This is a genomic window from Vibrio sp. 10N.222.52.C12, assembly GCF_041474215.1.
Lineage (GTDB): Bacteria > Pseudomonadota > Gammaproteobacteria > Enterobacterales > Vibrionaceae > Vibrio > Vibrio crassostreae_C.
Genome location: NZ_JBFRTR010000049.1, coordinates 57,750 through 84,003 on the forward strand (window position 1 = coordinate 57,750; position 26,254 = coordinate 84,003).

Annotated in this window: 26 protein-coding genes; 4 read left to right on the forward strand and 22 right to left on the reverse strand. The window is 45.3% G+C overall.

Annotated elements, in window-relative coordinates; genetic code table 11:
* Positions 1-133: 133 nt before the first annotated feature.
* On the reverse strand, positions 134-2,350 hold the full coding sequence (fadJ, locus tag AB4623_RS09555; RefSeq protein WP_102332825.1) for a fatty acid oxidation complex subunit alpha FadJ: 2,217 nt from the start codon (positions 2,348-2,350) through the stop codon (positions 134-136).
* The gene (gene fadI / locus AB4623_RS09560; protein WP_372146265.1) at positions 2,350-3,657 is read right to left on the reverse strand and encodes an acetyl-CoA C-acyltransferase FadI; all 1,308 of its coding nucleotides are present in this window, start codon (positions 3,655-3,657) and stop codon (positions 2,350-2,352) included. Before fadI ends, fadJ begins: the two co-directional genes overlap by 1 nt.
* Positions 3,658-4,228: 571 nt before the next feature.
* Between fadI and AB4623_RS09565 the strand changes: the two genes are divergently transcribed.
* From AB4623_RS09565 to AB4623_RS09580, 4 genes are all read left to right on the forward strand, one after another.
* Positions 4,229-4,777: a sigma-70 family RNA polymerase sigma factor gene (locus AB4623_RS09565; RefSeq protein ID WP_017060646.1), complete on the forward strand. Its 549-nt coding sequence runs from the start codon at positions 4,229-4,231 to the stop codon at positions 4,775-4,777.
* Complete coding sequence (locus AB4623_RS09570; RefSeq protein ID WP_017060647.1) at positions 4,770-5,498, forward strand: DUF3379 domain-containing protein; 729 nt, start codon at positions 4,770-4,772, stop codon at positions 5,496-5,498. The genes AB4623_RS09565 and AB4623_RS09570 overlap by 8 nt, the downstream gene beginning before the upstream one ends.
* Before the next feature lie 297 nt (positions 5,499-5,795).
* Complete coding sequence (locus tag AB4623_RS09575; RefSeq protein ID WP_372146267.1) at positions 5,796-7,091, forward strand: outer membrane protein transport protein; 1,296 nt, start codon at positions 5,796-5,798, stop codon at positions 7,089-7,091.
* Between the two features lie 296 nt (positions 7,092-7,387).
* Positions 7,388-8,665, forward strand: a complete 1,278-nt coding sequence (locus AB4623_RS09580) for an outer membrane protein transport protein (protein WP_372146269.1) — start codon at positions 7,388-7,390, stop codon at positions 8,663-8,665.
* An 89-nt stretch (positions 8,666-8,754) separates the two neighbouring features.
* Here the strand turns inward: AB4623_RS09580 and AB4623_RS09585 are convergent, their stop codons facing one another.
* From AB4623_RS09585 to AB4623_RS09680, 20 genes are all read right to left on the reverse strand, one after another.
* Positions 8,755-9,540, reverse strand: a complete 786-nt coding sequence (locus AB4623_RS09585; RefSeq protein ID WP_372146271.1) for a VacJ family lipoprotein — start codon at positions 9,538-9,540, stop codon at positions 8,755-8,757.
* Between the two features lie 124 nt (positions 9,541-9,664).
* Entirely contained in the window at positions 9,665-10,885 is a 1,221-nt protein-coding gene (ccmI, locus tag AB4623_RS09590; protein ID WP_017071950.1) for a c-type cytochrome biogenesis protein CcmI, read from the reverse strand.
* The gene (locus tag AB4623_RS09595; RefSeq protein ID WP_065583667.1) at positions 10,885-11,376 is read right to left on the reverse strand and encodes a cytochrome c-type biogenesis protein; all 492 of its coding nucleotides are present in this window, start codon (positions 11,374-11,376) and stop codon (positions 10,885-10,887) included. The genes ccmI and AB4623_RS09595 overlap by 1 nt, the downstream gene beginning before the upstream one ends.
* Positions 11,373-11,924: a DsbE family thiol:disulfide interchange protein gene (locus tag AB4623_RS09600; RefSeq protein ID WP_017060653.1), complete on the reverse strand. Its 552-nt coding sequence runs from the start codon at positions 11,922-11,924 to the stop codon at positions 11,373-11,375. The genes AB4623_RS09595 and AB4623_RS09600 overlap by 4 nt, the downstream gene beginning before the upstream one ends.
* A gap of 5 nt (positions 11,925-11,929) precedes the next feature.
* Entirely contained in the window at positions 11,930-13,900 is a 1,971-nt protein-coding gene (locus AB4623_RS09605; protein ID WP_017060654.1) for a heme lyase CcmF/NrfE family subunit, read from the reverse strand.
* Complete coding sequence (gene ccmE, locus AB4623_RS09610) at positions 13,897-14,379, reverse strand: cytochrome c maturation protein CcmE (RefSeq protein WP_017064106.1); 483 nt, start codon at positions 14,377-14,379, stop codon at positions 13,897-13,899. The genes AB4623_RS09605 and ccmE overlap by 4 nt, the downstream gene beginning before the upstream one ends.
* Complete coding sequence (gene ccmD / locus AB4623_RS09615; protein ID WP_009848525.1) at positions 14,376-14,582, reverse strand: heme exporter protein CcmD; 207 nt, start codon at positions 14,580-14,582, stop codon at positions 14,376-14,378. The genes ccmE and ccmD overlap by 4 nt, the downstream gene beginning before the upstream one ends.
* Before the next feature lie 14 nt (positions 14,583-14,596).
* Positions 14,597-15,337, reverse strand: a complete 741-nt coding sequence (locus tag AB4623_RS09620; RefSeq protein WP_372146273.1) for a heme ABC transporter permease — start codon at positions 15,335-15,337, stop codon at positions 14,597-14,599.
* A 148-nt stretch (positions 15,338-15,485) separates the two neighbouring features.
* Positions 15,486-16,154, reverse strand: a complete 669-nt coding sequence (ccmB, locus tag AB4623_RS09625) for a heme exporter protein CcmB (protein ID WP_017060658.1) — start codon at positions 16,152-16,154, stop codon at positions 15,486-15,488.
* 1 nt (position 16,155) lies between these two features.
* Positions 16,156-16,773, reverse strand: coding sequence for a cytochrome c biogenesis heme-transporting ATPase CcmA (gene ccmA / locus AB4623_RS09630; protein WP_017060659.1), 618 nt, complete (start codon positions 16,771-16,773; stop codon positions 16,156-16,158).
* Between the two features lie 278 nt (positions 16,774-17,051).
* Positions 17,052-17,564, reverse strand: coding sequence for a DUF2802 domain-containing protein (locus tag AB4623_RS09635; protein ID WP_017071208.1), 513 nt, complete (start codon positions 17,562-17,564; stop codon positions 17,052-17,054).
* Positions 17,564-18,058 (reverse strand): chemotaxis protein CheW, encoded by a 495-nt coding sequence (locus AB4623_RS09640; protein WP_017064109.1) that lies wholly within the window; start codon positions 18,056-18,058, stop codon positions 17,564-17,566. Before AB4623_RS09640 ends, AB4623_RS09635 begins: the two co-directional genes overlap by 1 nt.
* A gap of 72 nt (positions 18,059-18,130) precedes the next feature.
* Positions 18,131-19,261 (reverse strand): chemotaxis protein CheW, encoded by a 1,131-nt coding sequence (locus AB4623_RS09645; protein ID WP_372146275.1) that lies wholly within the window; start codon positions 19,259-19,261, stop codon positions 18,131-18,133.
* Positions 19,248-20,030, reverse strand: a complete 783-nt coding sequence (locus AB4623_RS09650; protein ID WP_017071206.1) for a ParA family protein — start codon at positions 20,028-20,030, stop codon at positions 19,248-19,250. Before AB4623_RS09650 ends, AB4623_RS09645 begins: the two co-directional genes overlap by 14 nt.
* Before the next feature lie 10 nt (positions 20,031-20,040).
* The gene (locus AB4623_RS09655) at positions 20,041-21,165 is read right to left on the reverse strand and encodes a chemotaxis response regulator protein-glutamate methylesterase (RefSeq protein WP_017060664.1); all 1,125 of its coding nucleotides are present in this window, start codon (positions 21,163-21,165) and stop codon (positions 20,041-20,043) included.
* A gap of 13 nt (positions 21,166-21,178) precedes the next feature.
* A complete protein-coding gene (locus AB4623_RS09660) occupies positions 21,179-23,371 on the reverse strand; it encodes a chemotaxis protein CheA (RefSeq protein ID WP_372146276.1) in 2,193 nt (730 codons plus the stop codon).
* 9 nt (positions 23,372-23,380) lie between these two features.
* The gene (locus tag AB4623_RS09665; RefSeq protein ID WP_017064113.1) at positions 23,381-24,112 is read right to left on the reverse strand and encodes a protein phosphatase CheZ; all 732 of its coding nucleotides are present in this window, start codon (positions 24,110-24,112) and stop codon (positions 23,381-23,383) included.
* 105 nt (positions 24,113-24,217) lie between these two features.
* Positions 24,218-24,586, reverse strand: a complete 369-nt coding sequence (gene cheY / locus AB4623_RS09670) for a chemotaxis response regulator CheY (RefSeq protein ID WP_016767062.1) — start codon at positions 24,584-24,586, stop codon at positions 24,218-24,220.
* Between the two features lie 42 nt (positions 24,587-24,628).
* On the reverse strand, positions 24,629-25,363 hold the full coding sequence (locus AB4623_RS09675; RefSeq protein ID WP_017060667.1) for an RNA polymerase sigma factor FliA: 735 nt from the start codon (positions 25,361-25,363) through the stop codon (positions 24,629-24,631).
* Complete coding sequence (locus tag AB4623_RS09680) at positions 25,356-26,243, reverse strand: MinD/ParA family protein (protein ID WP_017060668.1); 888 nt, start codon at positions 26,241-26,243, stop codon at positions 25,356-25,358. Before AB4623_RS09680 ends, AB4623_RS09675 begins: the two co-directional genes overlap by 8 nt.
* Positions 26,244-26,254 lie beyond the last annotated feature (11 nt).

The following is a 26,254-nucleotide window of genomic DNA, read 5'->3' on the forward strand; positions in this document are numbered from 1 at the left end:
TATCTCTCAATCATCATTCCCGAGAAGGAGGAACGACTGAGTCGGGAATCTCATTCCTTTCACACTCGTTCATAAAACAGAAAAGCCCGCATCAATTGCTTGATACGGGCTTCTTAATCAATGAGTTAGAGAGTTACTTGTAGAAAGACTCACCCAATCCAGCACGTGTCAGTAGGCCATCACATGGCGCGAAACGATCACCGTACTTCTTAGCGAAATCGTTCATCATCTCAACCAGTGACTTAATGCCGATTTGATCCATATAACGGAACGGACCACCTAGGAATGGCGGGAAACCGATACCGAAAATCGCACCGATATCACCATCACGAGGGCTGCGGATAATGCCGTCGTCTAGACAACGAACCGCTTCGTTTAGCATAGGTAACACACAGCGCATCGCGATATCGTTATCGCTCAACTTAGGATCTGGTTGCAGCTTAAGCAGCTTGTAAACTGACTTATCCACTTCCTTCTTCTTGCCTTTGTAAGTGTAGAAACCTTTACCACTCTTGCGGCCTTTACGATTGTCATTCAAAAGAATATCGAACACATCAGGACCTTGGAAACGATCGCCAAGCTCATTCACTAAAATCGGAATGATCTTCGCACCGATATCAACACCCACCTCATCTAATAAAGTGATAGGACCAACCGGGAAACCGAAGTCCAATAACGTGCTGTCGAGCTTTTCAATCGGCTCGTTCGCTAGCAGTAAATGCGCTGCTTCGTTCATGTACGGAGCAAGAATACGGTTCACATAAAAACCAGCCGTGTCTTTCACAACAATCGGCGTTTTACCTTGCTTCTTCGCTAATGCAACAACCGTAGAAATCGTCTCTTCTGACGTAGTTTCATGAGGGATAACTTCTACTAGCGGCATTTTTTCGGCTGGGCTGAAGTAGTGAAGACCGACCACGTTTTCTGGTCGCTGCGCCTTCTCCGCAATCTTATGGATCGGCAATGAAGACGTATTCGTCGCGAAAATAGTCTCTGGCTTGGCATTGGCTTCGATGTCCGCAACCATTGACTGCTTAAGGTCGAGGTCTTCAAATACCGCTTCAATCACCACATCGGTGTGATTAAAGCTCGTAAAGTCGATACCACCAGACAGTTGAAGCATCTTACTTTCAAGGCCCGCTCGGCTCAGAATGCGACGCTTACGCTGCTTATCGAACAACTTGAAGTTGTAGTTAAGCGCGTTCAGTACACCTTCATTTGATACGTCTTTAATGCGTACAGGCACTTTCGCCTTAGCAACACTGACATGGCTGATGCCTGCGCCCATAAGACCACCGCCTAGCACACCAACACGCTTAACCGCTTTGGGTTCTGCGTCTGCGCCGTGTTCTTTTTTCATTTCCGTGGTTGCAAAGAAAATCGAACGAAGGGCTTTAGACTCTGAAGTCATAACCAGTTCTGAGAAACGCTTCGCTTCATACTGAAGACCTTTATCAAAGCCGTTCTCAAGGCCATAACGAATCACGTCTAAAATCGCATCCGCTGCTGGGTAATTGCCGCGTGTTTTCTGATTGGTCTTCTTAGAAGCTTGTTCAAAAATCACTTTACGACCAAGGCCGTTACGTGAAATCAGCTTTTCTTTGGTCGACGCTTGGCTTTTCGACGCAAGGCGCTTACCTTTTTTACTGCCCGTATTCTTTTCAACAAAGCTTTTAGCGACTTCAAGCAGGATAGTTTCAGGCACACAAGCATCGACAACACCGAGCGATTTCGCTTTCTTAGCGCGCAGTTGCTTACCCGTAAGGATTAGGTCAAGAGATGGCAGCAAACCAATAAGGCGAGGTAGACGCTGTGTACCGCCAGAGCCTGGTAACAGACCTAACTGTACTTCTGGCAGACCAACGCGAGTCTTATCTGAATCGGTACATACACGGTAATCACACGCCAGTGCAAGCTCTAAACCACCACCTAAACATGGGCCGTGAATCGCTGCGACTACTGGGTACGGTAGTTCAGAAAGCGTTTGGAACATCTCCTGCCCTTGGCGAGCCAGAGACTGTGCTTCGTCAGCCGTTTTACACGCATCAAGCATTCTTACATCAGCACCAGCGATAAAGTTATCTGGCTTAAGAGAATGAACGATTAGGCCCTTAACTCGGCTTTGCTTTTCTTTGAGTTGCTCGAAGATGGCTTTCATTTCTTCAGCAAAAGCCGCTTGCAGCGTGTTCATTTTCTCGTTTGGTACATCAATCGCTAACCAAGCAATATCTTGCTCATCGATATTGAGAGTAAATGCTGTCGCTTTCTTTTTGGTTGATTCAGTCGCAGAGGTTGAATCTGGTTGAGCGACTGTTTCTTTTTCTGTTGTTGCATCAAGAGTCGTAGACATTATTCTACCTCCAAGATCATTGCTGCACCTAAACCACCAGCCGCACAAGCTGTGTTCAATGCCAAGCCGCCACCGCGACGTTTCAGTTCACGTAATGTTTGAGTCATCATGCGCGCGCCAGTCGCTGCAAACGGATGTCCGTAAGCAATCGAGCTACCCAGCACGTTGAACTTCTCCATATCAATCTCACCGATCGCTTTGTCGCGGCCAAGATTCTTCTGTGCAAACTCATCGCTCGCGAACATTTTAACGTTAGCCAAAACTTGGGCAGCGAATGCTTCATGCATCTCGATCAGTGTAAGGTCTGACAACTCTAAACCGGTGTTCTTTAATACTTGTGAGGTCGCGTAAGTCGGGCCCATCAACATATCTGTTTCAACACCATTCGCTGAGAACGCATAACCACGAATATAACCAAGCACTTCTAAGCCTAGTTCTTTCGCTTTACCTTCGCGCATCAACATCACTGCTGCACCGCCATCAGTCAGTGGCGTAGCATTGGCTGCCGTTACACTGCCGTACTTTCTATCAAAAGCAGGACGTAGCTTGGCGTATCCTTCAACCGTTGAGTCGTGGCGAATGTTGTTGTCTTCCGCTAGATACTTTTTGTAAGGTGCCGGGAATGCCGTCATCACTTCGTCTTTAATCTTGCCTTCTTTCCATGCCTGAGAAGCCAAAGAGTGAGAACGGTGAGCAAGTGCATCTTGAGCTTCGCGAGTAATACCATGCGTCTTAGCCATTTGCTCAGCCGTTTGTCCCATGGATAAACCGGTCGAGTATTCAGCAACTGCAGGTGGTACTGGCATCAAATCTTTTACGGAAAGTGTTTTAAGAATTTTCAGCTTTTGACCCATAGTTTTCGTTTTACTCAGCGCTAATAGATTTGCCGCTAACTTTTTCGAAACACCGATAGGCAATACAGAAGAAGAGTCCGCACCGCCCGCAATACCGATATCAATCGTGCCAGCCATAATGCTTTCGGTCACGTTAACTGCCGCTTGGAAGCTGGTCGCACATGCTCGTGTGACACTGTAGGCATCGGTATTGATGTTCATGCCTGTGCCCAACACGATTTCACGCGCAATGTTCGGCGCTTCTGGCATTTGCACTACTTGGCCGAACACAACTTGTTCGATAAGCGCAGGATCGACATCCGTTCTTGCAAGCATTTCGCTCACAACCATTTTGCCTAGGTCAACCGCAGGCACTTGGCTAAATTCTGTGCTCTGACGAGCAAATGGGGTTCGTAATCCAGCGACAACGGCAACACGTTCTCCAGAACGCGTTTTGACTTCCTGTTTGCCCATGCTTTCTCCTTAAAGTTAAGAGGTCTGACCTGAAGCATTGTAAAGAAGTTGTTAATTAAATCAAACGAGCGTTTAAATAAACGTGATACGAGTATCTCACTGTTTGAAAATATAACTGCACATTCAGGCGAACCTTTTTGGGGGAAAGGTTGTCCTAAGAGACTAAACTATTGCTAGTTGAGACTGTTATGTGTGGGTAAAGAGTCGATGGTTTTGTATCAGAGTATTTTCTGAAGGCAAAAAAAAACCACACAAAGCTGTGTGGTTGGAATGTATATAAAGCAATTAACTTAGCGCCAATTGAAATAATCAGTTTCCTGATTAGGAGAAAGTAAAGTCAGCCTTCAAAAGGAAGTGTCGTCTTGCTCAACATGCTAGCCACGAATGACTAACTAGACGACAAGGTGTACTATAACGGGTTCGAGGCCTTAGATTTTGAAGTAGATCAATTTTAATGTGATTTTACGATTTCCTGCCGATCGTTAGCTCTAAAAATATAAAAACGAAGCACAACGTATAGAGGACAGCTATACGCAGAGCAATTATGGAGGCTCGTGTGTCAATAATAAAAATGTTTGGAAAGAAAACAGCCAAGCGTCCGGTCAACTCTGATATGGACAAACAAAGAAAATACGAAGCACTTGTGCGCGCCTATCATCGTGACCTCTTTCGCTACGCCTATTGGTTATGCAAAGACAAAAGCATTGCCGAAGACTTAGTTCAAGAAACTTGCCTTCGTGCATGGAAGTCACTCGATAGCCTTCAAGATGAAAAAGCCGCCAAATCTTGGCTGATTACCATCTTGAGACGCGAGAACGCTCGACGTTTTGAACGCAAACAGTTTGATCTGGTTGATATCGACGATCACGGTAACGATGCTAGTGTCAGTGATGACCCGCACCATCAGCATCAGTGGTTGCAAGCCCAGATCATGAAACTTGAAATTGATTACCGTGAACCTCTCTTCTTGCAAGTGATTGGTGGTTTTAGTGGTGATGAGATTGCCGATATTCTCGATCTCAACAAAAACACGGTGATGACACGTTTATTCAGAGCTCGAAATCAGTTGAAAGAGCTGTTGGATACAGAAGAGGCAGAGAGGGGGCAACATAATGGATGATTTGGAATTTCGTCGTCGTGTATTGTCGGAACCTAAACAACGTACACAAGATATTGTTGATGCGACCGCGAATAGCGAAGCCAATAGTAACTTCTTAGACGATGTACTAGCGCTTGATAAACAGATCCACTCTGCGATGAATGTGGATGTGCCAGACGATCTTGCTGATCGTATTCTGTTCAATCAGACCTCAAGCGAAGAAAGCAAAGTAGTAAGGCCAACGTTTGCGAGACGAGCAATGGCAATGGCCGCCTCAGTAGCATTCGTTGCAGGTTTATTAGTTGGCCAAGTGAATTGGGGAAATGCATTCGTTTCACCTGCGCAAGCTAGTTTAGTTGATACAGCGATGAAGCATGTTGTTGATGAGAAGAGTTTTGTTAGTAGCATCGATGAACAGGTTACATCGCAGCAGATCAACGCAAAAATGAACCCATTTGCTTTTCAGTTTGATGACGCTTTCCCTTACCATGTTTATTACCTAAACCACTGTGGCTTTGGTAAATCCAACGCAGTACATATGGTCTTCCAAGGCGCAAAAGGCAAAGTAACACTGTTTTTAACCGGTATTCCAACAGACAAACCTATCGATTTTGATGAAAAAGGCATGTCCGGCTCGGTAACACCCGTAGATGGCAGCAGCTTAATCCTTGTGGGTGAAAATGGTGAGGATGTTTCCAAAATCGCCGAAAAGCTGACAAAAATGATCAAACCAATGAGCTAATTCGCTCTTAAAGCCCCGTCACAAAAGGCCCAGCAATTATATTACTGATATTGCTGGGCTTTATTTATAAATAAACCACAAAACCATTCACACCACCAATACCTCTAGAGTTAAAACTCTAAAAAACAGCATTTCACACCATTTTCGTGCCAGATAGGCGTCATTTCCATAATTTTCCACTCAAAATTCCCAATGGTCGGATTTGTATATCGTATACTTGCGAATAGGATCAGCCACCATTGAGCAATTGCTCAAATTAATCGCCCTGTAGAGGCGGATATATAAAGGAATAAATGAATGACTACCAACAACACGCGTCTGTTTAAAAAGTCTCTTTTAGCAGTAACAATTACACTGGCGTCTTCGCAAGCGATGGCAGCAGGTTTCCAACTTAACGCACAATCAGCTACCGGCCTTGGCCGTGCTTTTGCTGGTGATGCAGTAATCGCAGATAACGCGTCAGTAATGGCTCGTAACCCAGCGGCAATGGCACTGTTTGATAAAGTTGAACTATCTTTAGGTTTCACTTCGATCACTTCGAAAATTGAAGTCAAAGATGCCACTTACACTAGCGCATTAACTGGTTTAACACCTTCAAACTATGATGATGCGGGTGATACTTCTATCGCACCTAACATCCACTTAATTGTGCCTGTTAATGACCAATTTGCATGGGGCGTCAATGCCTACACTAACTTTGGTACTAAAACTGAGTTTGACGATTCGTTTGCAGGTTCTGAATATGGTGGCCTAACTGACGTTAAAAGTATGAACTTAGGGGTAGCTGGCTCATACCGTTTGAATGAACAGTGGAGCTTTGGTGCAGGTTTAGACTTCATCTATGGACAAGGTAAGCTTGAGCGTAAAATTACGCTGCCTAATAATGTAGCAAACCCTACAGGTGTTCAAGAATACACAGCTCTAGATGCAGACGCTGACGGTTGGGCTGTAGGCTTTAACTTGGGTACAGTTTTCGAGCTAGATAAAGACAATAGATTTGGCTTAGCATATCGTTACAGCCCAACTCTAGAAGCTGAAGGTGATATTACTGGTATTGGAGTGAACCCAGCAACAGGAGATGTTGTTAACGCAACATACAAAAACGATACATTAAACATGCCGTTACCTAGCATGATTGAGTTCTCTGGTTACCATATGCTACCAGACTCTAAGTTTGCTGTTCACTACAGCGTTCAATGGATTGGTTGGAGCGCATTTGACGTACTAGAGGCTGACAAAGCCGGTGAGTTAAATGAGTATAAATGGCAAGATGGGATGCATTACGCTCTTGGTACAACTTACTACATGAATCAAGATTGGACATTACGTGCCGGTTACATGTACGACACAAGTGCCCAAGATAGTATTACATCAGTTTCGGTACCAGATTCTGATCGTCAATGGTTCTCTGCTGGCTTCACATACCACATTGATACAGCTTCAAACGTAGATTTCGGCTTCACTTACCTACTGGGTGATGATGTAAAAGTCAATGAAACTACTGAAATATCAGGAACTACAATTTCATCAATAGAAGCAACAACTCATGCTGATGCTATCTTAGTTGGTCTTCAATACAGCCGTAGCTTCTAATATAAGCTAATAAGTAATCCCCAAAGGGTCGCATTATGCGACCCTTTTTTATTACCTAAACCACTGACCTACATCAATTTAAGCTTACAACTGTAGCCTGCAAGGTCAATATATGACTACAAGTGTACGCTCAAACTTCGCAACACAGCAGAAACATTTAGATTATTTCTCTAATAATTAAACACATTTACTCATTAAATCCCTAAAACACTGTTTTATTCGAATTTCATTTTTAAAGTAATGACTCTAAAAGTAGAATCACGCCACTAAATACTTATGATTCAGCGAACATAATAATGAAAATGAATAAGACTCTTCTATCTGCTGCTGTGGCAGTTGGACTACTTTCGACTTCTACCGTAACTCACGCGGCAGGTTTTCAACTAGCAGAATACTCGGCAACAGGCCTAGGCCGCGCATACGCTGGTGAAGCTGCAATCGCAGACAACGCTGGTTCACAATGGCGCAACCCAGCCCTTCTTACTTATCTAGAAGGCACACAGGTTTCTGTTGGCGCTATCTATGTTGATCCAAATATTGATATCGACGGTACTTCAACATCAGGTAGCACATCTACACCTTCAAATTCTAGCGATTTCGCTCATAGTGCAGTGATTCCAAACTTTTATGTTTCTCATAAGTACAACGACAAGTTTGCATTAGGTTTTGCTGCTGGTACTAACTACGGTATGGAAACAGACCTAGGTACAGACTTCGGTGGTGCTAACCACGGTAACGAAGCCAGTGTTACCACAATGGAGCTAAACTTAAACGCGGCATACCAAGTACTTGAGAATGTATCTATTGGTGGTGGTGTTCGTTACATCATGGCTGAAGGCAGTTTTGGTGCGGTATCAGCAACTTCTATTCAACAGATTGGAGTATCAAAAGGCGACGCTCTGAAATACATGGAAGGCGATGACACCGCATGGGGTTGGCAAGTCGGTACGGCTTGGCAAATCAACGAAAACAACCGCCTTGGTTTTACCTACAAATCAGAAGTTGATTTAACTCTATCAGGTCATGCTAACGGTCACGGTTTTAACTTCGGTCAACCAAATAAGAAAGATGCAGGCTCTATGGATCTTGCGCTTCCTGCTACAGCAGAACTTGCAAGTTTCCACCAATTGACAGATAAAGTCGCGGTTCACGCAAGCATTAACTGGACAAACTGGAGCAGTTTTAAAGAGCTTGTTGCTGATTTTCCGGGTGAAAACAGCGTAGAAATCAAACAAGAGAACTGGGAAGACAACTACCGTTTTGCAGTTGGTACGACTTACCAAATGACGCCTAAGTTAGCTCTACGCTCTGGTATCGCATACGATACTTCAGCGGTAAGCGATGAGCACCGTACGGCAACGATCCCAGAAACAGACCGCACTTGGTTAAGCATTGGTGCTGGATATCAATGGTCTGAGCAACTAACTCTAGATGCTGGCTTCACTTACATTCTAGCTAAAGACGCAAAAATGGTTGAAGATGACGCAAGTTCTGCACCATTTGGTGGTGACTTCGAAGGTGAAGTAACAGGTAGCATCTGGCTAGTAGGTATCCAAGCTAACTACCGCTTCTAATCTACCTCCCTAAAAGTAGAAAGCATTAAAAAGGCTCGATGTTGCATCAACATCGAGCCTTTCTTTTATCGATTTTCTAAATCATGTTTCTAGTAATCTTCTAGATAACCATCGATCAAATCTTCTTCTTCAAGGTCGACCTCTTCAGGCTCGATCTCGGCTTTAAAGTCACGACGTTGAATATAAACATCTCGCGTTAACGCATATGGATCTGGCGAGTCATCCAACAGCGCTTCTTGTGACACTAACTGAGCACGAGTTTCCATGCCTTCGAATGCCCACTTTCCTAAGCTAGCCCAGAAGTTCAAGAAAGACAGAGGCACATACATACCATCAACGGTTTCAGTTACTTCACGCGTTGTTATTGGGCCATAACCCGGCACCATGAAGTAGGGACCATTCCCTACCCCGTAATGACCAATCGCATCAGAGAACGACTTATCATCGTATTTGGTGATCCCCGCTTCGCTGGCAATATCGATTAAGCCTAACAAACCAATCGTTGAGTTAATCCAAAAACGATTGAAATGGTCGAGTGCTTTTTCACCATTGCCCATAATAAGGTTATTCACCATGCTTGATGGTTCGTCTAAGTTGGCTAGAAAATTGGATATACCAGAACGTACTGGCACAGGGGTGTAGTCAACATAAGCGAGGGAAACAGGGCGAACTAAGTAAGGATCTAGATATTCGTAGTTGATATCCCACATCGCTCGGTTGAAACCTTCAAAAGGATCATTGGAGTGGGACTCTTCGACGTATTCAGAGGTTTCGAGGTTATCATCGTTAACACTTTCGTCCGGCGCACTTGAACACCCAACCGTTAAGCTTGCGATAAAAAGTAAACTCGAGAGTCTTAAAACACTGACAGACATATCACCTTTTCCATAAGGAATTCAAATAATAAAAAAGGCCAGCAATCGCTGGCCTCAATTGTTTGGCTAAGTCTATACCGTTTATCTGCAAATCGGAATAGATAACACCTATGCAAAGTGATGATTAATATTGCTTATTGATATCAATGGTAACTGGAGCGCCCAATTCAACCACTTCACTTTCACCGTACCAATCACCTTCGCGAGTTGAAACGTTGCCGTCTGTATCAAGCCTAGCTCTAACCATCAGTGTTTCAAGGCTAGACAGCTCTTGCCCTTCCAGCATGCTGTTGCCGTCATCTAGCACAACCGTACGAGGGAAAGTCCCTAGTGGGTAGCGTGCCGCTGCGATAGGCATTGGAGAACCATCAGCTCTGTGTACTGACACAATTAACACTGAGTTAGGGTCAGCATTCACGTCTGCAGATAGATCGAGCGTTACAGCAACAGTCTTACCTTGGTCGACACCCATAGTGTCGCCCATTTTCTTCTGAGCACTTTCAATACTGCGCGAAAGCATTTCATAGCGACTGTCTTGTGGACCAATCATCTGTTGCATGATGCTCCAGTACTTCACAGCACCCGGGTAGTCTTGACGCTCAAATGCATCGAACGCTAGCAGTGAGAACACACGAAGGTCAACGTAATCGTTTTGAATCAAACGGCTCAAAATCAAACGAGCTTGGTTTTGATCCGCTTCATCAGGTGAAAGCATCAGTGCTTGTGCGAAACCTAACTGAACATCTTCATTCTTAGGTTCAAGCTTGTAAGCTCGCTCCATAGAATCTTTTGCTGTTTCAGCATCACGGTTAGCCAGTGCAATACGACCGAGTAGTAACCAACCTGTTGAATCTTTTGGTTGGTAATGCAGACGAGTACGAAGCGCCAGAGTCAAATCTTCCAGTTCATCATCCGTTAGTGCACCACCTTCCGATGACATTAGCTTTTTAGACAACTCAGGAAGGTTCGAGCTCACTTCTTGCCAGTGTTGAACTTTGTCCAATGCACCGAACTTAAAGTACATACCATAAGTCACAGCCACGACAAGAATGATCGACGGTACAACCACACCAAGCGTAGAGATTTGAGTTTTCTTCATTTCTTCTTGTGCAGGAACATCATCAAGCAGAGACTGTTTCAAATCAGCGATCAGTTCTTGTTGGTTATCAACAAGACCTTCCTCTGCTTCTACTTCTAACTCGACAAGACGGTCTTTATAGAACGCTTTATTCAACTCGTCGCGAAGCATCTCGTCATTGTTTGCCTTCTTGTTAATGAAAGGCAGAACAATTAAGAAAATTGCCGCTAGCGAAAGGATAATGGTAGAAATCCAAAATAGAGTCATTACTTCTTATCTCCGTCGTTCTCTTCATCGAGTAACGCTTTTAAGCGAGCTTCTTTGTCTGCATCCCAGTCTTTATCTGACTCTACTGCTGCTTTTGATTTTGACTTTCTGCTTCGTAAAATAATCAAACCAAATCCAAACACAACAACCGCAAACGGACCAATCCAAAGGATCGATGTAGCTAAGGTCAGTGGCGGGTTGTACGTTACAAAGTTACCGTAACGAGCAATCATGTAATCAATAATTTCTTGCTCAGACTTGCCGTCTTTTGTCATCTCGTACACTTTTTGGCGTAAGTCGACCGCTAGCTCAGCATTCGAATCACCAATCGTGTTGTTCTGACATTTAGGGCAACGTAGCGTATTACTCAACTCTTTGAACTGCTGTTCTTGATCTACGGTATCAAATTCATGGAACTCGATAGGCGCAGCAGAAACAGTCGCTGAAATTGCGAACGTAGCGAATAGAGTAATCAGTGCCTTTCTAATCATTTCGATTCCTCCAACAACTCTTGATACATCGGCTCAAGCGTCGATGCCCAGTTGGTTGGGTTCACGTCACCAACATGGCGGTAGCGAACTACGCCGTTAGCATCGATTAGGAAAGTTTCAGGCGCGCCATACACGCCAAGGTCAAGACCTAGCATGCCATTACCATCAAACAGGCTAATTAGGTACGGGTTACCCAACTCTTTTAGCCAACCAACCGCTTTGTTGCGATCATCTTTGTAGTTAAGACCAATGATCTTAACGCCTTGATCCGCAAGCTTGTTCAGGTAAGAGTGCTCTGCATAACAAGTAGGACACCAAGTCGCCCACACGTTAAGAAGCAGTGGCTCGCCTTTAAAGATCGCTTGATCATGAAACTTACCTGGTTGTTCTAAGTCTTCTAGACCGAACTCAGGAACAGGCTTACCAATCAATACTGATTCAAGCTTAGTCGGGTCATCACCCGACTGGTTGCGCATTAATTGCGTTGCAAAGATTCCAGCTAGAACCATGAACGCAATCAATGGAATGAATAAAATCTTCTTGTTCATTCGAATTAAGCCTCCTGCTCTTCAGCCGACTTTTTTGTTGGCTTACGGAAACGGTAACGACGGTCACTGATAGCAATAGCGCCACCAATCGACATGATCAAAGAACCAGCCCAGATCCAACGTACAAATGGTTTGTAGTAGATACGTACAGCCCAAGATTTGTTGTCGTCTAAACGTTCACCCATTGCAATGTAAAGGTCGCGCGTTACGCCACGGTCAATCGCTGCTTCTGTCATCATAGACTTAGCTGTGGTGTAGAAACGTTTTTCAGCGTGGAGCGTGTTGATGTATTTGCCTTCTTTAGTAATTTCAAAGTCAGCAATGTAACCATCGTAGTTAGGACCATCTTTGTCACGAACCCCTGTAAACAGGAAGCTGTATTCTTCAAGCTGGTAGCTTTCACCTGGCGCCAGACGCACATCACGTTCGATGCTGTAGTTTTGCACCATCGCGATACCAATCACTGTCACGGCTAAACCAATGTGACCACACATCATTGCCCAGTGGCTTCGAGGTAGCTTAGTTAGACCTTTCAGGAATGTGTGACGGTGAGTCGCACGTTCATGCAACTCAAAGCCGTGCATGAAGATAATCCAGAACGCCATTACCCAACCAGCAAACGCAGTACCACTGAAGCGGTCGGCCAATAGAGCAACCATTAGCGCACTCAAGCCAAGTGAGAATGCACCTGAAATCAGCATTGGTTTAACAAGCTTAGATAGGTTGTCACGTTTCCAGCGGATCAGAGGACCGATACCAAGCAGGAACGAGAACGGGATCATTAACCAAAAGAACAACATGTCAAAGAATGGTGCACCGATAGATACCGAGCCCAAGCCTAACTGTTTGTGAACTAATGGCAGTAGCGTACCGACTAATACAACGACAAGCGCTGCAATCAATAAGATGTTGTTACCAAGCAGTGCGTTTTCACGAGAAACCAAATCGAAGTTACCGCGAACACGAACCGATGCGCCTTTAACCGCGAACAACAGCAGTGAACCACCAATAACAAAGACTAGGAAACCTAGAATAAACATACCACGAGCAGGATCCGACGCGAATGCGTGAACAGATACCAAGATGCCCGAACGAACTAAGAATGTACCTAGTAAGCTTAGCGAGAATGCAGAGATAGCCAGCAATACTGTCCAAGCTTTAAATGTGCCACGCTTTTCAGTTACCGCTAGTGAGTGCATTAGAGCAGTACCAGCCAACCAAGGCATGAATGAAGCGTTTTCTACTGGATCCCAGAACCACCAGCCACCCCAGCCAAGTTCGTAGTAAGCCCACCATGAACCTAGTGCGATACCTACCGTTAGGAATAACCAAGCTGCGATTGTCCAAGGACGCGACCAACGAGCCCATGCCGTATCAAGACGACCACTCATTAGAGAAGCGATTGCGAAAGAGAACGCAACAGAGAAACCTACATAACCCATGTAAAGCATTGGCGGGTGAATAATCAAACCCGGGTCTTGCAGTAGTGGGTTCAAGTCACGGCCATCTACAGGGAAGAAAGGCAATGTACGTAGGAACGGGTTAGACGTTACGATAATGAACAGCAAGAAGCCGACAGTAATCAAACCCATGATAGCCAGTACGCGAGCCACAGACTCTTGAGGCATACCACGACTAAACGTCGCTACAGCAACCGTCCAACCCGCTTGGATAAGAACCCAAAGCAGTAATGAACCTTCGTGAGCGCCCCAAACCGCCGTAATTCGGTAGTACCAAGGCAGTTGGCTATTCGAGTTACTTGCTACGTATTGAATCGTAAAATCATTGGTGTAGAACGCGTAACACAAGATAAAGAACGAAATCGCTAAGAATCCGAACATACCCCACGACAACGGTCGTGCGCTGTTCATCAATAATGTGTTATTTCGAGCGGCTCCATACAATGGGAGCACGCTTAGCAGCAATGCAAGTCCCAAGGACAGGATCATCGCAAAATGGCCGATCTCGGCTATCATTGAGCATTTCCTTCTTTTTGTTCAGTCGTGTATTGCAAAGGCTCATGGGTTTTCTTCATTGCTTCCGCAACTTCAGAAGGCATGTACTCTTCATCGTGCTTTGCCAACACCTCAAACGCTTCGATTGTCGTTGCATTTTTAAGCACACCCTGAGCAACAATACCTTGGCCTTCACGGAAAAGATCAGGAAGGATGCCATCGTATAGAATTGTTACTTTAGGGCCTACATCTTGCAAATCAAAGCTTACACGTAGTGATTCATTGTCACGGCTTACAGAGCCGACTACGACCATGCCACCAATACGTAGGCGTTGACCAACTTCAGGTTTTTTACCATCTTTGCCGTTGACCAGCTCAGTTGGTGTGTAGAACAGATCCATGTTCTGGTTAAGTGCATAAACCATCAATCCAACAGTCGCACTGATACCAAAAAAGATCGCTAAGACAATGCCCAGCCTCTTTTTACGTCTTGGGTTCATAGAGTGTTCTCCATATTTTTTGCTGCATCGATACGAGCTTGACGATCAATCTTAGCTTGTACTTCATTTAGTAATTGCTTACCACGACGAACGCTTACGACCAGTAAAATGATCATCGCGAGAAATGTGATTCCAAATGCACTCCATACATAGGAGGCATAGCCTCCCATGGCAAAGAAATCACTCAAAGATTCAAAATACATAATTACCTACCCTACTACGCTTTTTCAGCCGTAAGCTTGCGAACCCATGGACGGTGACTTTCTTTACTGATGATTTCGTTACGGAAACGAACCATAGTCACAGCACCAAAGAAAAAGGCGAAGCCGAAGATGTTAAGAAGAAGCGGCCATAACATGTCACTTGAAATAGAAGGCTTGTCGAACTTAGTGATCGTCGCGCCTTGGTGAAGTGTGTTCCACCACTCTACTGAAAAGTGAATGATAGGTAGGTTGATGACACCAACGATAGCCAAAATGCCTGCCGCTTTTGCTGCTGTTTTTTGGTCGTCAAAAGCGTGGTGTAGTGCAATCACACCCAAGTATAGGAATAGAAGAATCAGCTCTGAGGTTAAACGCGCATCCCAAACCCACCAGGCGCCCCACATTGGTTTACCCCAAACAGCGCCGGTTAGTAACGCAATGAAGGTAAACACAGCACCAATCGGTGCCATCGCCAGTGCGGCCATGTCTGATAGCCTTACCTGCCATACCAAACCGATAAAGGCAGCAATCGCCATCGACATGTAAACGCCCATAGACCAGATTGCAGACGGTACATGGATGTAGATGATACGGAAGCTATCGCCTTGTTGGTAATCAGAAGGCGCAAATGCAAGCCCCCACACGGTACCGACGGATAGACACAATAGCGCTAGGATCGAAAACCATGGCAAAAGTTTACCAGCAAGCTGATAAGAGGTTTCTGCTTTGGCATAGGGATGGAGCCATTTCCACATGTTGTAATCTCACTCTTACTTCATATTGCTTACAGCTATTAAAGCTATAATTATAATAATTTTATTTGTCTTGCTTTCAGTTTTATTGACTCTATGAGTCCAATCGTCACATTTGGTTCACATTGGCTATACGATAACGGAACCCCAATCAGTTCACACTCACTCTAAGTGCGGCACTGATCGCAAAAGGCGTCATAGTCATCGCACCCATTAACATTGCCCCAAGCACCGCCAATTGGCCGTTGTACGCAACGCCCAAAGCCGCAGCGTCAATCGCTGACGTCGCGAAAATCAAAATGGGGATGTAAAGCGGCAAGATTAACAGGCTTAACAGGACTCCGCCCTTCTGTAACCCAACGGTTAACGCAACACCAATTGCACCAATAAAACTCAATGCGGGTGTTCCTACCAGCAAGGTCAACACAACTGAGAGCCATGTATCAAAATCTAAAGACAACAAAACAGCCAATAATGGGCTGATTAAAATCAATGGTAACCCGGTCAACAACCAGTGTGCTATGACCTTGGACAATACTACCAACTGCAACGGGATGGGCATCAGCATCATCTGCTCAAGCGCACCATCTTGAAAATCGTCGCGAAAAAGACGTTCTAAAGAGAGCAGTGCAGAGAGCAAAGCGGCCACCCAAACAATACCCGCAGCAATACGCGCAAGTAGGTTTGGCTCAGGGCCGATACTCAAAGGGAATAGAGTTATAACAATGATGAAGAACCACAAAGGGTTAAAGATATCCGCTTGACGTCGAAACGCGATAAGCAGTTCGCGTCGGATAATCGTGGTCATTGAAGAGATCATATTACTCACCCAACTTTATTTTTCTTAGTTTCGGGCTATCAGCAAACATATCTTGGTGTGTGGTTAACAACACAATGCCACCGTTGTCTGCATGCTGAGAAAAAAGAGATTCGAGAACTTTCACGCCCTGCTTATCGATGGCAGTCAGCGGCTCATCGAGAATCCACAACATTTGCTTGCTCAACCACAGGCGAGCCAACGCTACTCGGCGCTGTTGGCCTGCTGAAAGTTGCCCCGCAGGTACGTCTTCTCTGCCCGCAAGCCCCACTTGAGCCAGCGCGTGATAAAGCTCTTCTTTGCTGGTACCGCCACTGTGAATAGACTGATAAAAGCTCAGATTCTCATAAGCACTAAGTTCGCGCTTTACACCTGTTTGGTGACCAAGAAAAAGTAAATTTTGATGATAAACATCTCGACTCGATTCAATAGACTCACCATCCCAAGAGATAGTGCCGTCATCGCGATCGCCTAAGCCAGTAATAATCCTAAGGAGTGTCGTTTTCCCGGTACCGTTACGACCTTCAACTTGAACCAGCTCACCTGGTTTCAATTGAAAAGACAACGATTCAAACAGAATCCTGTCGTCACGAATAGCAGTTAAATTTGAGACTTCTAGCATAGGTAAATTTAGTCGAGTAATGAGAGCGCTATAGTAGCACACCAACATGGTGACAAAACAGGACTAGGCGTTTTCGATAGAACAAAGTCGGTAAGAAACTGTTACCACCTCATCACAATTTACACATTTTCATCAACAAACAAGATATTGTCGTAGATACAAGCACTTATAAACATCGTTCTATATAGACCGGGCAGGCATAAAAAAAGAAGCCGAAGCTTCTTTTAAGAGGAATACGTAATAAACATCAATTGCTCAATACGAATTAAGCGCTCAATTTAACGACGTCGAGGCGGGTCTCTGCGATCGCGAGAGGCATCGGGTTGATCATCGTACGATGAAGGGTCACTTCTCAACGAAGGGATTTTTTCCTTACCCGCGAGCTTATTCTGTAGAGACATCATTAGCTCAGCTTCCGCTTTAGGTAATTCACACTCTTCGATCAGTTCGTTAATCCCGGCACCAAGCTGAACCATTTTCGTTGCACGTGTGTACAAGCGTCCATCGGTGTCAGCATGTTCCAACTCAACAATACGTTCATTCAAGTGCTTTATCAGATCTTGCTGTTCAGTTACTTTTTGGCCAAGGCCAACCACAACAGAGCGAACCTCAAGTAATTGCTTACTCGATTTTTGAAGCTCTTTGTCCAAGTTACGAACTTGCAGGCGTGACTGATCGAGCTGCTTTTGAATCGCACGTTTTACTTTGCTAATCAAAATCAGGATAAATAACGTAAAAACCCCAACGCCTGATATCAGAGCGACAGGGCTTAAAGGAAGCGCTTCAAACATTACAGGTGAGCCATCTCATCCCATTCGTCTTCGCTTAGTAGTTTGTTTAGATCTACTAAGATAAGCAGCTTGCCATCTCGGTTACTTACACCTTGGATGAACTTAGCACTTTCATCAGTACCAACACTTGGCGTTGTGTCGATTTCGGAAGAACGTAGGTAAACCACTTCAGCAACGCTATCTACTAGAATGCCAATTACTTGACGCTCAGATTCAATAACGATGATACGAGTGTTGTCTGTGATTTCACCTTGCATCAAACCAAAGCGAGAACGAGTGTCGATAACAGTAACAACGTTACCACGTAGGTTAATAATACCTAGAACGTAATCTGGAGCACCCGGTACTGGAGCAATTTCGCTGTAACGCAGTACTTCACGTACTTGCATTACATTGATGCCGTAAGTTTCTTCTTCTAGCTGGAAAGTCACCCATTGAAGTACTTCATCATTCGTTTGCTCTTTTCTTACTTCAACTTCACTCATATGAGACATAGATAATCCTCTTGCCGTCGTTACCGACCACTATTATTAACTTGATGCTTATTGTTAGCCTAATGCTTATGACTAGCTTAATGCTTTTACATCTAGCCCTGCGTTTAGCATGGCGATTAATGCTTCAACATGAATCAAAGCACACATTTTTTCTTTTACCATACCAGCGAGCCATGGGCGTTTCCCTGCCATTTCTCGCCAACGTACTTTGTCTGTATTAAGTAGCTCGGTGCCTTTGAGCTCGGTGCCCGCAAGGCCCCACAAGCTCTCTCCAAGCATCACTATATATTGATAGTTTTCTTTGTATTCGTCACCTGATAGTTTCTCAGACATCACCCATTTTGCGGTGTCGACCACATCTAGCTGACTATCACGGTTGGTTTGTAAACCCAAATACCAAGCTGGCTTACCAATGATATGACTTAACTCTTCAAGGCGATGGATGCCGCCAAGCTCATCAAGTGGCACCGCAAAGGTCACGCCGTTTACATCAAAATACAAGACTTGAAAGTCTTCTTTGCGAACCGTACTTTCCCAAGAGGTAAACTGGTCAGCACCTCCGGCTTGAGTTTCTGGTTCAATAACTGTCTCGGGCTCAGGAACGTCAAGTTCAGGCTCAACAGCCTTAACTTCTGCTTGTTCCGTTTCCAACGATTCAGCTTGTAACTCTTCAATTTGCTGCGATTCAACAGGTGGCTCTACAACAATTGATAAATCGGGTTCTGGAAGATTCCAATCCTGAATCTCTGGCTCTTCGAACACTTGAACAGACTCAACCGCGGCATCAAACATTTGCATGTCAGCTTGCTCGGCAATTTTCTGGGTGTTCTGATCCATCAACTCATCAAGGTTCAGTTCATCAACAACATTGGTCGCCTCTAAACGACTCAGTAGTTTCTGAACATCTTCAAGGTTAGGAACCTCAAACTCAGCCGCGCGTATTTCTGCGTAGCTTGAGTGGTGACTCGAAAATTGGCGCTCTGGCTCTGGCTCTGGCTCTGGCTCTGGCTCTGGCTCTGGCTCTGGCTCTGGCTCTGGCTCTGGCTCTGGCTCTTCAGATTGCGATTCGTCGCTCGACTCGTCAACAAAAAAATCGTCAGATTCAAAGCTTTCATCACCTAACAGCGCAGTAAAATAATCATCCAGTGCTTGTTCACTGGAGAGACTTGGCTGCGCCAATGTTGATTCTTTATTCGCGCTCATTTATCGCCAACCTTTCGAGATAAATAAGCAACTGTTTATAAGCAAATACACCACGGCTACCCGATGCAAAATGAGAGGCTGGCAAGCGCTTTAGGCTCGCATCTCGAAACTTGGTATCAATCGGCACAGCAGACGTCCAAACTTGGTTTGGGTAATCATCTTTGAGCTGCGTTAATGTTTGCAGTGAGGCTTTGGTTCGCTTGTCGTACATCGTTGGGACAATCGTAACCTTAAACGGTGTTTTACGAGACTTCTGCATGATGGTCAAAGTGCGAATCATGCGCTCTAAGCCCTTCATCGCCAAAAACTCAGTCTGTACCGGAATCAATATACGATCGCTAGCAGCCAATGCATTGACCATCATCACACCCAGAATTGGCGGGCAATCGATCAATACATAGTCATAGTCGTCTTTCAAAGCGGCTAAAGCACGCTTCAAGATCAACCCCATGCCGCTTCGATTTCCCATTACACGGTCTAATGTCGCCAAAGACATGTGCGCAGGGATAATATCGATACCTTCGACTTCTGTTTGTAAAAGCAAAGGTCTTACCGTCTGCACGTTAAACTCACGCAACTGGAACAGATCAAACAGGCTCGATTCCACCGTATCTGAATCGTAACCCAGATAGGTGGTCAGTGATGCATGTGGGTCAGTATCAACCAACAGAACACGGTGCCCCTTCAACGCAAGTAAACCTGCTAGAGTCACGGTCGTGGTCGTTTTACCAACACCACCTTTTTGGTTTGCAACACTCCAAACAATCATTTCGATTTACCTAAGCTAACCCAACTTCGACCAAGATCCTTTCCGCGATACGGTCTAGAGGGAGGTCTTCAGTAGAAATGCCAGCTTTTGCTACAGCTTGAGGCATACCATATACAACACAGCTATCTTCGTCTTGTGCCCAAATTGTCGAGCCCGCAGTTTTCAACATACGCGAACCTTCTCGACCATCTGCGCCCATACCAGTCAGGATCATAGACAACACTTTGTCGCCGTAGATCTTCGCTGCAGAGCCGAATGTGACATCCACACAAGGCTTGTAGTTCATGCGGTCGCCGCCATCGATAATTCTTAGACGTGCAGACCCTGCGCGGCCATCCACCATCATCTGTTTACCACCCGGAGCAAGATACGCCACGCCAGGTTTTAACACATCACCGTCTTGCGCTTCGCGAACTTCAATCTTACACAAGGTGTTCAATCGGCTCGCAAAAGCAGCAGTGAATGTTGCTGGCATATGCTGAACTAACACAATTGGGTGTGGATAGTTAGCAGGGATGCGAGTCAAAATCTTCTGTAGAGCAACAGGGCCGCCAGTCGACGTACCAATTGCTGTTAATTGATACTTCTTACCTGACGCTCTGAATTTCGCCGTTGATGCAACCGCAGGCTTCGCTGTCGAAGTCGAAGCTGCTGTTGAAATCGGTTGGCGCAATGGCGTAGATGTTGCAGTCGTCGCAGTCGCTCTCGGCGCAATAGGAGCACGGCGCATAAACGCACGCTTCGCTGCAATCTGAATCACACGCTGTTGAAGCAATGCAACTGCATCGTCGCGGTTACGTGCAATGTCTTCAAACTTCTTAGGAAGGAAGTCGAGAGCACCTGCATCTAACGCATCTAACGTTGCTCTCGCTCCATCATGCGTTAACGATGAAAACATCAAAATAGGCGTTGGAGACGCGGCCATGATTTCACGAACGGCAGTGATACCGTCCATGACAGGCATTTCAATATCCATCGTGATTACGTCAGGTCTTAGCTGTTTCGCTTTTTCAACGGCTTCTTTACCGTTTACTGCTACATCAATGACTTCTAGGCGAGCCTCTGAGTTGATGATCTCGCTAACGCGACGACGAAAGAAACTCGAATCATCAACGACTAATACTTTAATCGCCATATTTATCCTTAAATTAAATTCTTGACGCAGCTGCGTACTGCTTCAACAAGTCCGGCACATCTAGAATCAATGCAATGTGTCCGTCACTTGTAATTGTCGCACCTGCCATTCCTGGCGTGCCTTGCAGAAGCTTATCAAGCGGCTTGATCACGACTTCTTCTTGACCGATAAGCGTATCGACAACAAAACCAACACGTTGGCTACCAAGTTGTACGATAACAACATGGCCGTGCCCTTTACGCAGCTCAACAATACCCGCTTTAGGAGCAAGCCAGTTTTGCAAGTAGAACAACGGAATAGACTTATCGCGAACGATAATCGTCAGCTGGCCATCAACCACGTTTGTGCGGCTTAAATCTAGGTGGAAGATCTCGTTTACAGAAGCCAATGGCAATGCAAATGGATGACCGGCAACACCGACCATCAAGGTTGGTAGAATCGCTAGGGTTAGTGGAACCTTGATGGTGATCTTGGTGCCCTGTCCCATTTCTGAATCAATATCAATAGAGCCGTTCAGTGTGTTGATCGCTGTTTTCACAACGTCCATGCCCACACCACGACCAGAGATATCCGAGATCTGCTCTTTGCTTGAGAAGCCAGGAGCAAAAATCAGGTTGAAACACTCTTTATTTGATAAGCGAGACGCTGCATCTTCATCCATCAGGCCACGTTTAACCGCGATAGCACGAAGCTTATCAGGGTCCATACCGCCACCGTCATCAACGATAGCCAGTTCAATGTGGTCACCTTCTTGAGAGGCAGACAGAATCACTTTACCCGTTTGTGATTTACCCGCAGCAACACGGTCGTTTGGCATTTCAATACCATGATCGACAGAGTTTCTCACCAAGTGAATCAGGGGATCAGCAAGTGCTTCTACTAAGTTTTTATCAAGGTCCGTTTCTTCGCCACGCATTTCAAGAACGATGTCTTTCTTCAAGCTACGAGCAAGGTCACGGACAACTCGTGGGAAGCGACCAAATACTTTCTTGATCGGCTGCATACGAGTCTTCATTACCGCACCTTGAAGGTCTGCAGTAACAACATCTAAGTTAGAGACAGCTTTCGACATTTCTTCGTCGTTGCTGTTGAGGCCTAGGCTGACTAGTCGGTTACGCACCAATACCAGTTCACCCACCATGTTCATGATGGTGTCCAGTGTTGATGTATCAACACGAACTGTCGCTTCAGCTTGTTGCTTCTTAGCCGGCACTTTAACTTCAGCTTTTGCTGGAGCGCTCGGTTTTGGCTCAGCTTTAACGGCAACTGGCGCAGCAGGTTTAGGCGCAGCTTGAGGTGCTACTGCCTTAACTTCTGCTGGCTTAGTCGCGGCATCCAATTCTTCAATCGAAGGTCCATTACCTGAGCCATGTAGTTGGTCAAGTAACTTCTCGAACTCTTCGTCAGTCATCAGATCATCGCCTTCAGACATCGCCGAAACAGGTGCTGCTGGCGGCGTTGGCGGTGGAGGAGGCGTTGAACTTGCCGCTGTCGGGCTCTTACCCGCACCGTGCAATTCATCTAATAACTTTTCAAATTCGTCATCAGTAATATCACCACTGTCAGCAACAGACTGAGGTGCAGCGGGTGCTGGCGGCGCTGTTGGTGCAGAAGGCGCTGTTGGTGAACCACCTTTACCGTGAAGCTCATCAAGCAAGCGTTCAAACTCATCTTCAGAGATATCATCGACTGAAGATGCATTGATGTTTGAGCTTTCAGCAGTAGGTTCCGGAGCAATAACAGGCTCAGGCGCTGCAACAACAGGTTCAGGGATAATAGGTGCAGGCGCTTCTACTGGTGCCACTTCATCCGCAGACTCTGGTTTACAGAGACGGTGAAGTTCATCCAATAAAGATTGGTCGGCTGGCACTAAAGGTTCCTGATCTTGCACGGCGCGAAACTGTACATTGACTGTATCTAGCGCCTGCAGCATGGTATCCATCAAACCTGATGTTACGCTGCGTTGGCCGTTTCGCAGAATGTCGAACACATTCTCAGCACCATGACAAGTATCCACCAGCTCAGTTAATGCTAGGAAACCAGCACCACCTTTTACTGTATGGAAACCACGGAAAATAGCATTTAATAGGTCTTTGTCGTCAGGGTTATTCTCAAGCTCTACCAGTTGTTCTGATAGGAGTTCAAGGATCTCTCCTGCTTCGACTAAAAAGTCCTGAAGAATATCTTCGTCTAAATCGTAGCTCATACGTTACCTTTAAAATCCAAGACTGGATAACAAATCGTCGACTTCATCTTGAGATGCGACAGCGTCTTCGCGCTCTTCTGGGTTCATAATTGGACCTTCAGGCGCAATCGATGCTTTCTTCTCTGACTCTGGAGTTGGCTCTTTTTGATTCGCACCGAATACCGTGAGAATCTCGACCAAACGTCCTTCCACCTCATTCACCAAGGTAATAACTTTGCTGATTATCTGCCCAGTTAAATCTTGGAAATCCTGAGCCATCAAGATTTCAGTCAATTGTCCGCGTAGTTCAGTACTGTCGCCTTCTACTTGGACAAGCAATCCATCAATGCGGTGACATAAAGCTTTAAATTGTGCCAGCTCAATGCGGCCATGCATCAGTTCATTCCATTGAGGCCTTACTTGAAGTAAACACTCGTGTAGGTTGTCTGCGATTGGCATACAGCGATCGACAGCGTCCATCGTCTTATTTGCCGCAACTTCCGTTTTATCAATGACATACTGAAGGCGATCCCTTGCATCAGGGATTTCGTCATTTGCGATAACGCTGATGCGTTCATCGAAATTGAATTGAGTCAAAGAGTCGTGGAGGTCGCGTGTCAGACTTCCTATTTCTTGAAGCATTGGATTGTCTTGAAGACTAAAGTTATCTTCATAAATGCTTCTCACAAGAGAATCAGCATTTTGCTGCTCATCGTTCTCAAGCAGCTCTACTAATTTTTTTGCTTGTTCTAATGAAATCATCCTGAATTCGGCCTTACTCCGCATACTTTGTGCGCTTAGGCTATCGAGATAAACAGATAACTTATCAGTCAGTGTTTACCTAGAAGTGCCTAAATTTATTGATGCTTATAAGCGATCAAAAATCTTATCAAGTTTCTCTTTCAGCGTTGCAGCAGTGAAAGGCTTCACAATGTAACCATTAACACCCGCTTGCGCAGCTTCGATGATCTGCTCACGCTTCGCTTCAGCTGTGATCATAAGCACTGGAAGGTGCTTAAGTTCTGCGTCTGCGCGAATGTGTTTAAGCAGGTCAATCCCTTGCATGCCTGGCATGTTCCAGTCAGTTACCACGAAATCAAATTCGCCTTTTTTCAGCATAGGTAACGCGGTCAAGCCATCATCTGCTTCTTGAGTGTTGTTGAAACCTAAATCGCGAAGTAGGTTTTTAACAATTCGGCGCATCGTTGAAAAATCATCAACAATGAGAATTTTCATGTTTTTGTTCAAATTAGCCTCCACTGAATAGGATCAGTGTTGTTAGTCGTTCTGTGTCCAAGCACTTAACTTAGTGCGTAAACGCTGCATAGATTGGCTCAGTATTTGGCTGACACGAGATTCGCTGACACCTAACACTTCCCCAATCTCTTTTAAATTGAGTTCTTCGTCGTAATAAAGCGAAAGCACAAGGCCTTCCCTTTCCGGAAGTTGTTTTATCGAATCGATCAAAGCTTGGCGGAATGACTCATCAGCAACCCCTTGAAAAGGCGTATTATCTTGAGAGTCTTCATTCGGAGATATTACATCATCTGAGACGCCTAAATCTTCAATTCCAACCAGTCTTGAGCAATTAATGTCAGTTAAAGCACTGTGATACTGCTCTAAACTGAGCCCCATGTGTTTTGCCACTTCGGCATCACTCGGGTCGCGGTTGAGGATACCCTCTAATTCCGCAATTGCACTGCTGATTTCTCGATTGTTCTTATGAACCGATCTCGGCACCCAGTCCCCACGGCGAATGTCATCCAACATTGCCCCGCGAATCCGAATACCAGCATACGTCTCAAAGCTTGCGCCTTTGGTACCATCATAGTTTTGTTGCGCTTCAATCAAGCCGATCATGCCAGCTTGAATTAAGTCATCAACCAATACATTAGGCGGTAATCGCCCCAACAAGTGATGAGCGATACGTTTAACCAACACAGAGTACTTCTCAAAAAAAGCCTGTTGGCTATTGTGATTAGCGTGTTGGTCGTAAGTAAGCGCTTTATTCACCAAATGGTTCCTCTATAAATTCAGTACGATTCAGCAGCCTTTCAACAAAGAACTCCAAGTGTCCGCTCGGTGTTTTTGGTATTGGCCAGGTCAAGGCTTTGTTAGCCAAAGAGCTGATTGCCAATGCAGCTGGAGAGCGAGGAAACGCATCGACTACGATTTTCTGTCTCTTGACTGATTGACGTACTTTATCATCTAAAGGAATACATGCTACGAGTTCGAGGCTCACATTCAAGAAGCGCTCTGTGACCAAAGTCAACTTTGCAAATAATTCTCGGCCTTCGCGGTAGCTTCTGACCATATTTGCAACAACTTTGAATCGCTGAACTTGGTGTTCTCTGCTTAAAAGCTTAATCAAAGCATATGCATCCGTGATCGAGGTAGGTTCATCACATACCACGACAACCACGTCTTGCGCCGCTCTTGAGAAGCTGATCACCATGTCCGAAATACCGGCTGCGGTATCAACCAACAAGATATCCATCTCGTCTTCAAGCGAACCGAATGCGCGAATCAAACCAGCATGCTGTGCGTGTGAAAGTTCAGTCATGCTTTGAGTGCCCGATGTCGCTGGAATAATTTTAATTCCGTGCGGCCCTTCGACAATCGCATCCTTAAGTTCACATTCGCCAGCCAACACATGCCCAAGGTTTCGTTTAGAACGAATACCTAGCATGATATCGACGTTCGCTAGTCCTAAATCGGCATCTAGCACCATGACTTTTTTGCCTTGGCGCGCCATGCAAATAGCCATACCTAACGTCACATTAGATTTACCAACGCCTCCCTTACCACCGGTTACAGCGATAACTTTTGTGAGTGAAGGCTTGGTTAAGCGACGGAGGCCGCTAGCTTGGTCATGTATCATATTTTCATTCATATTTATCCGCC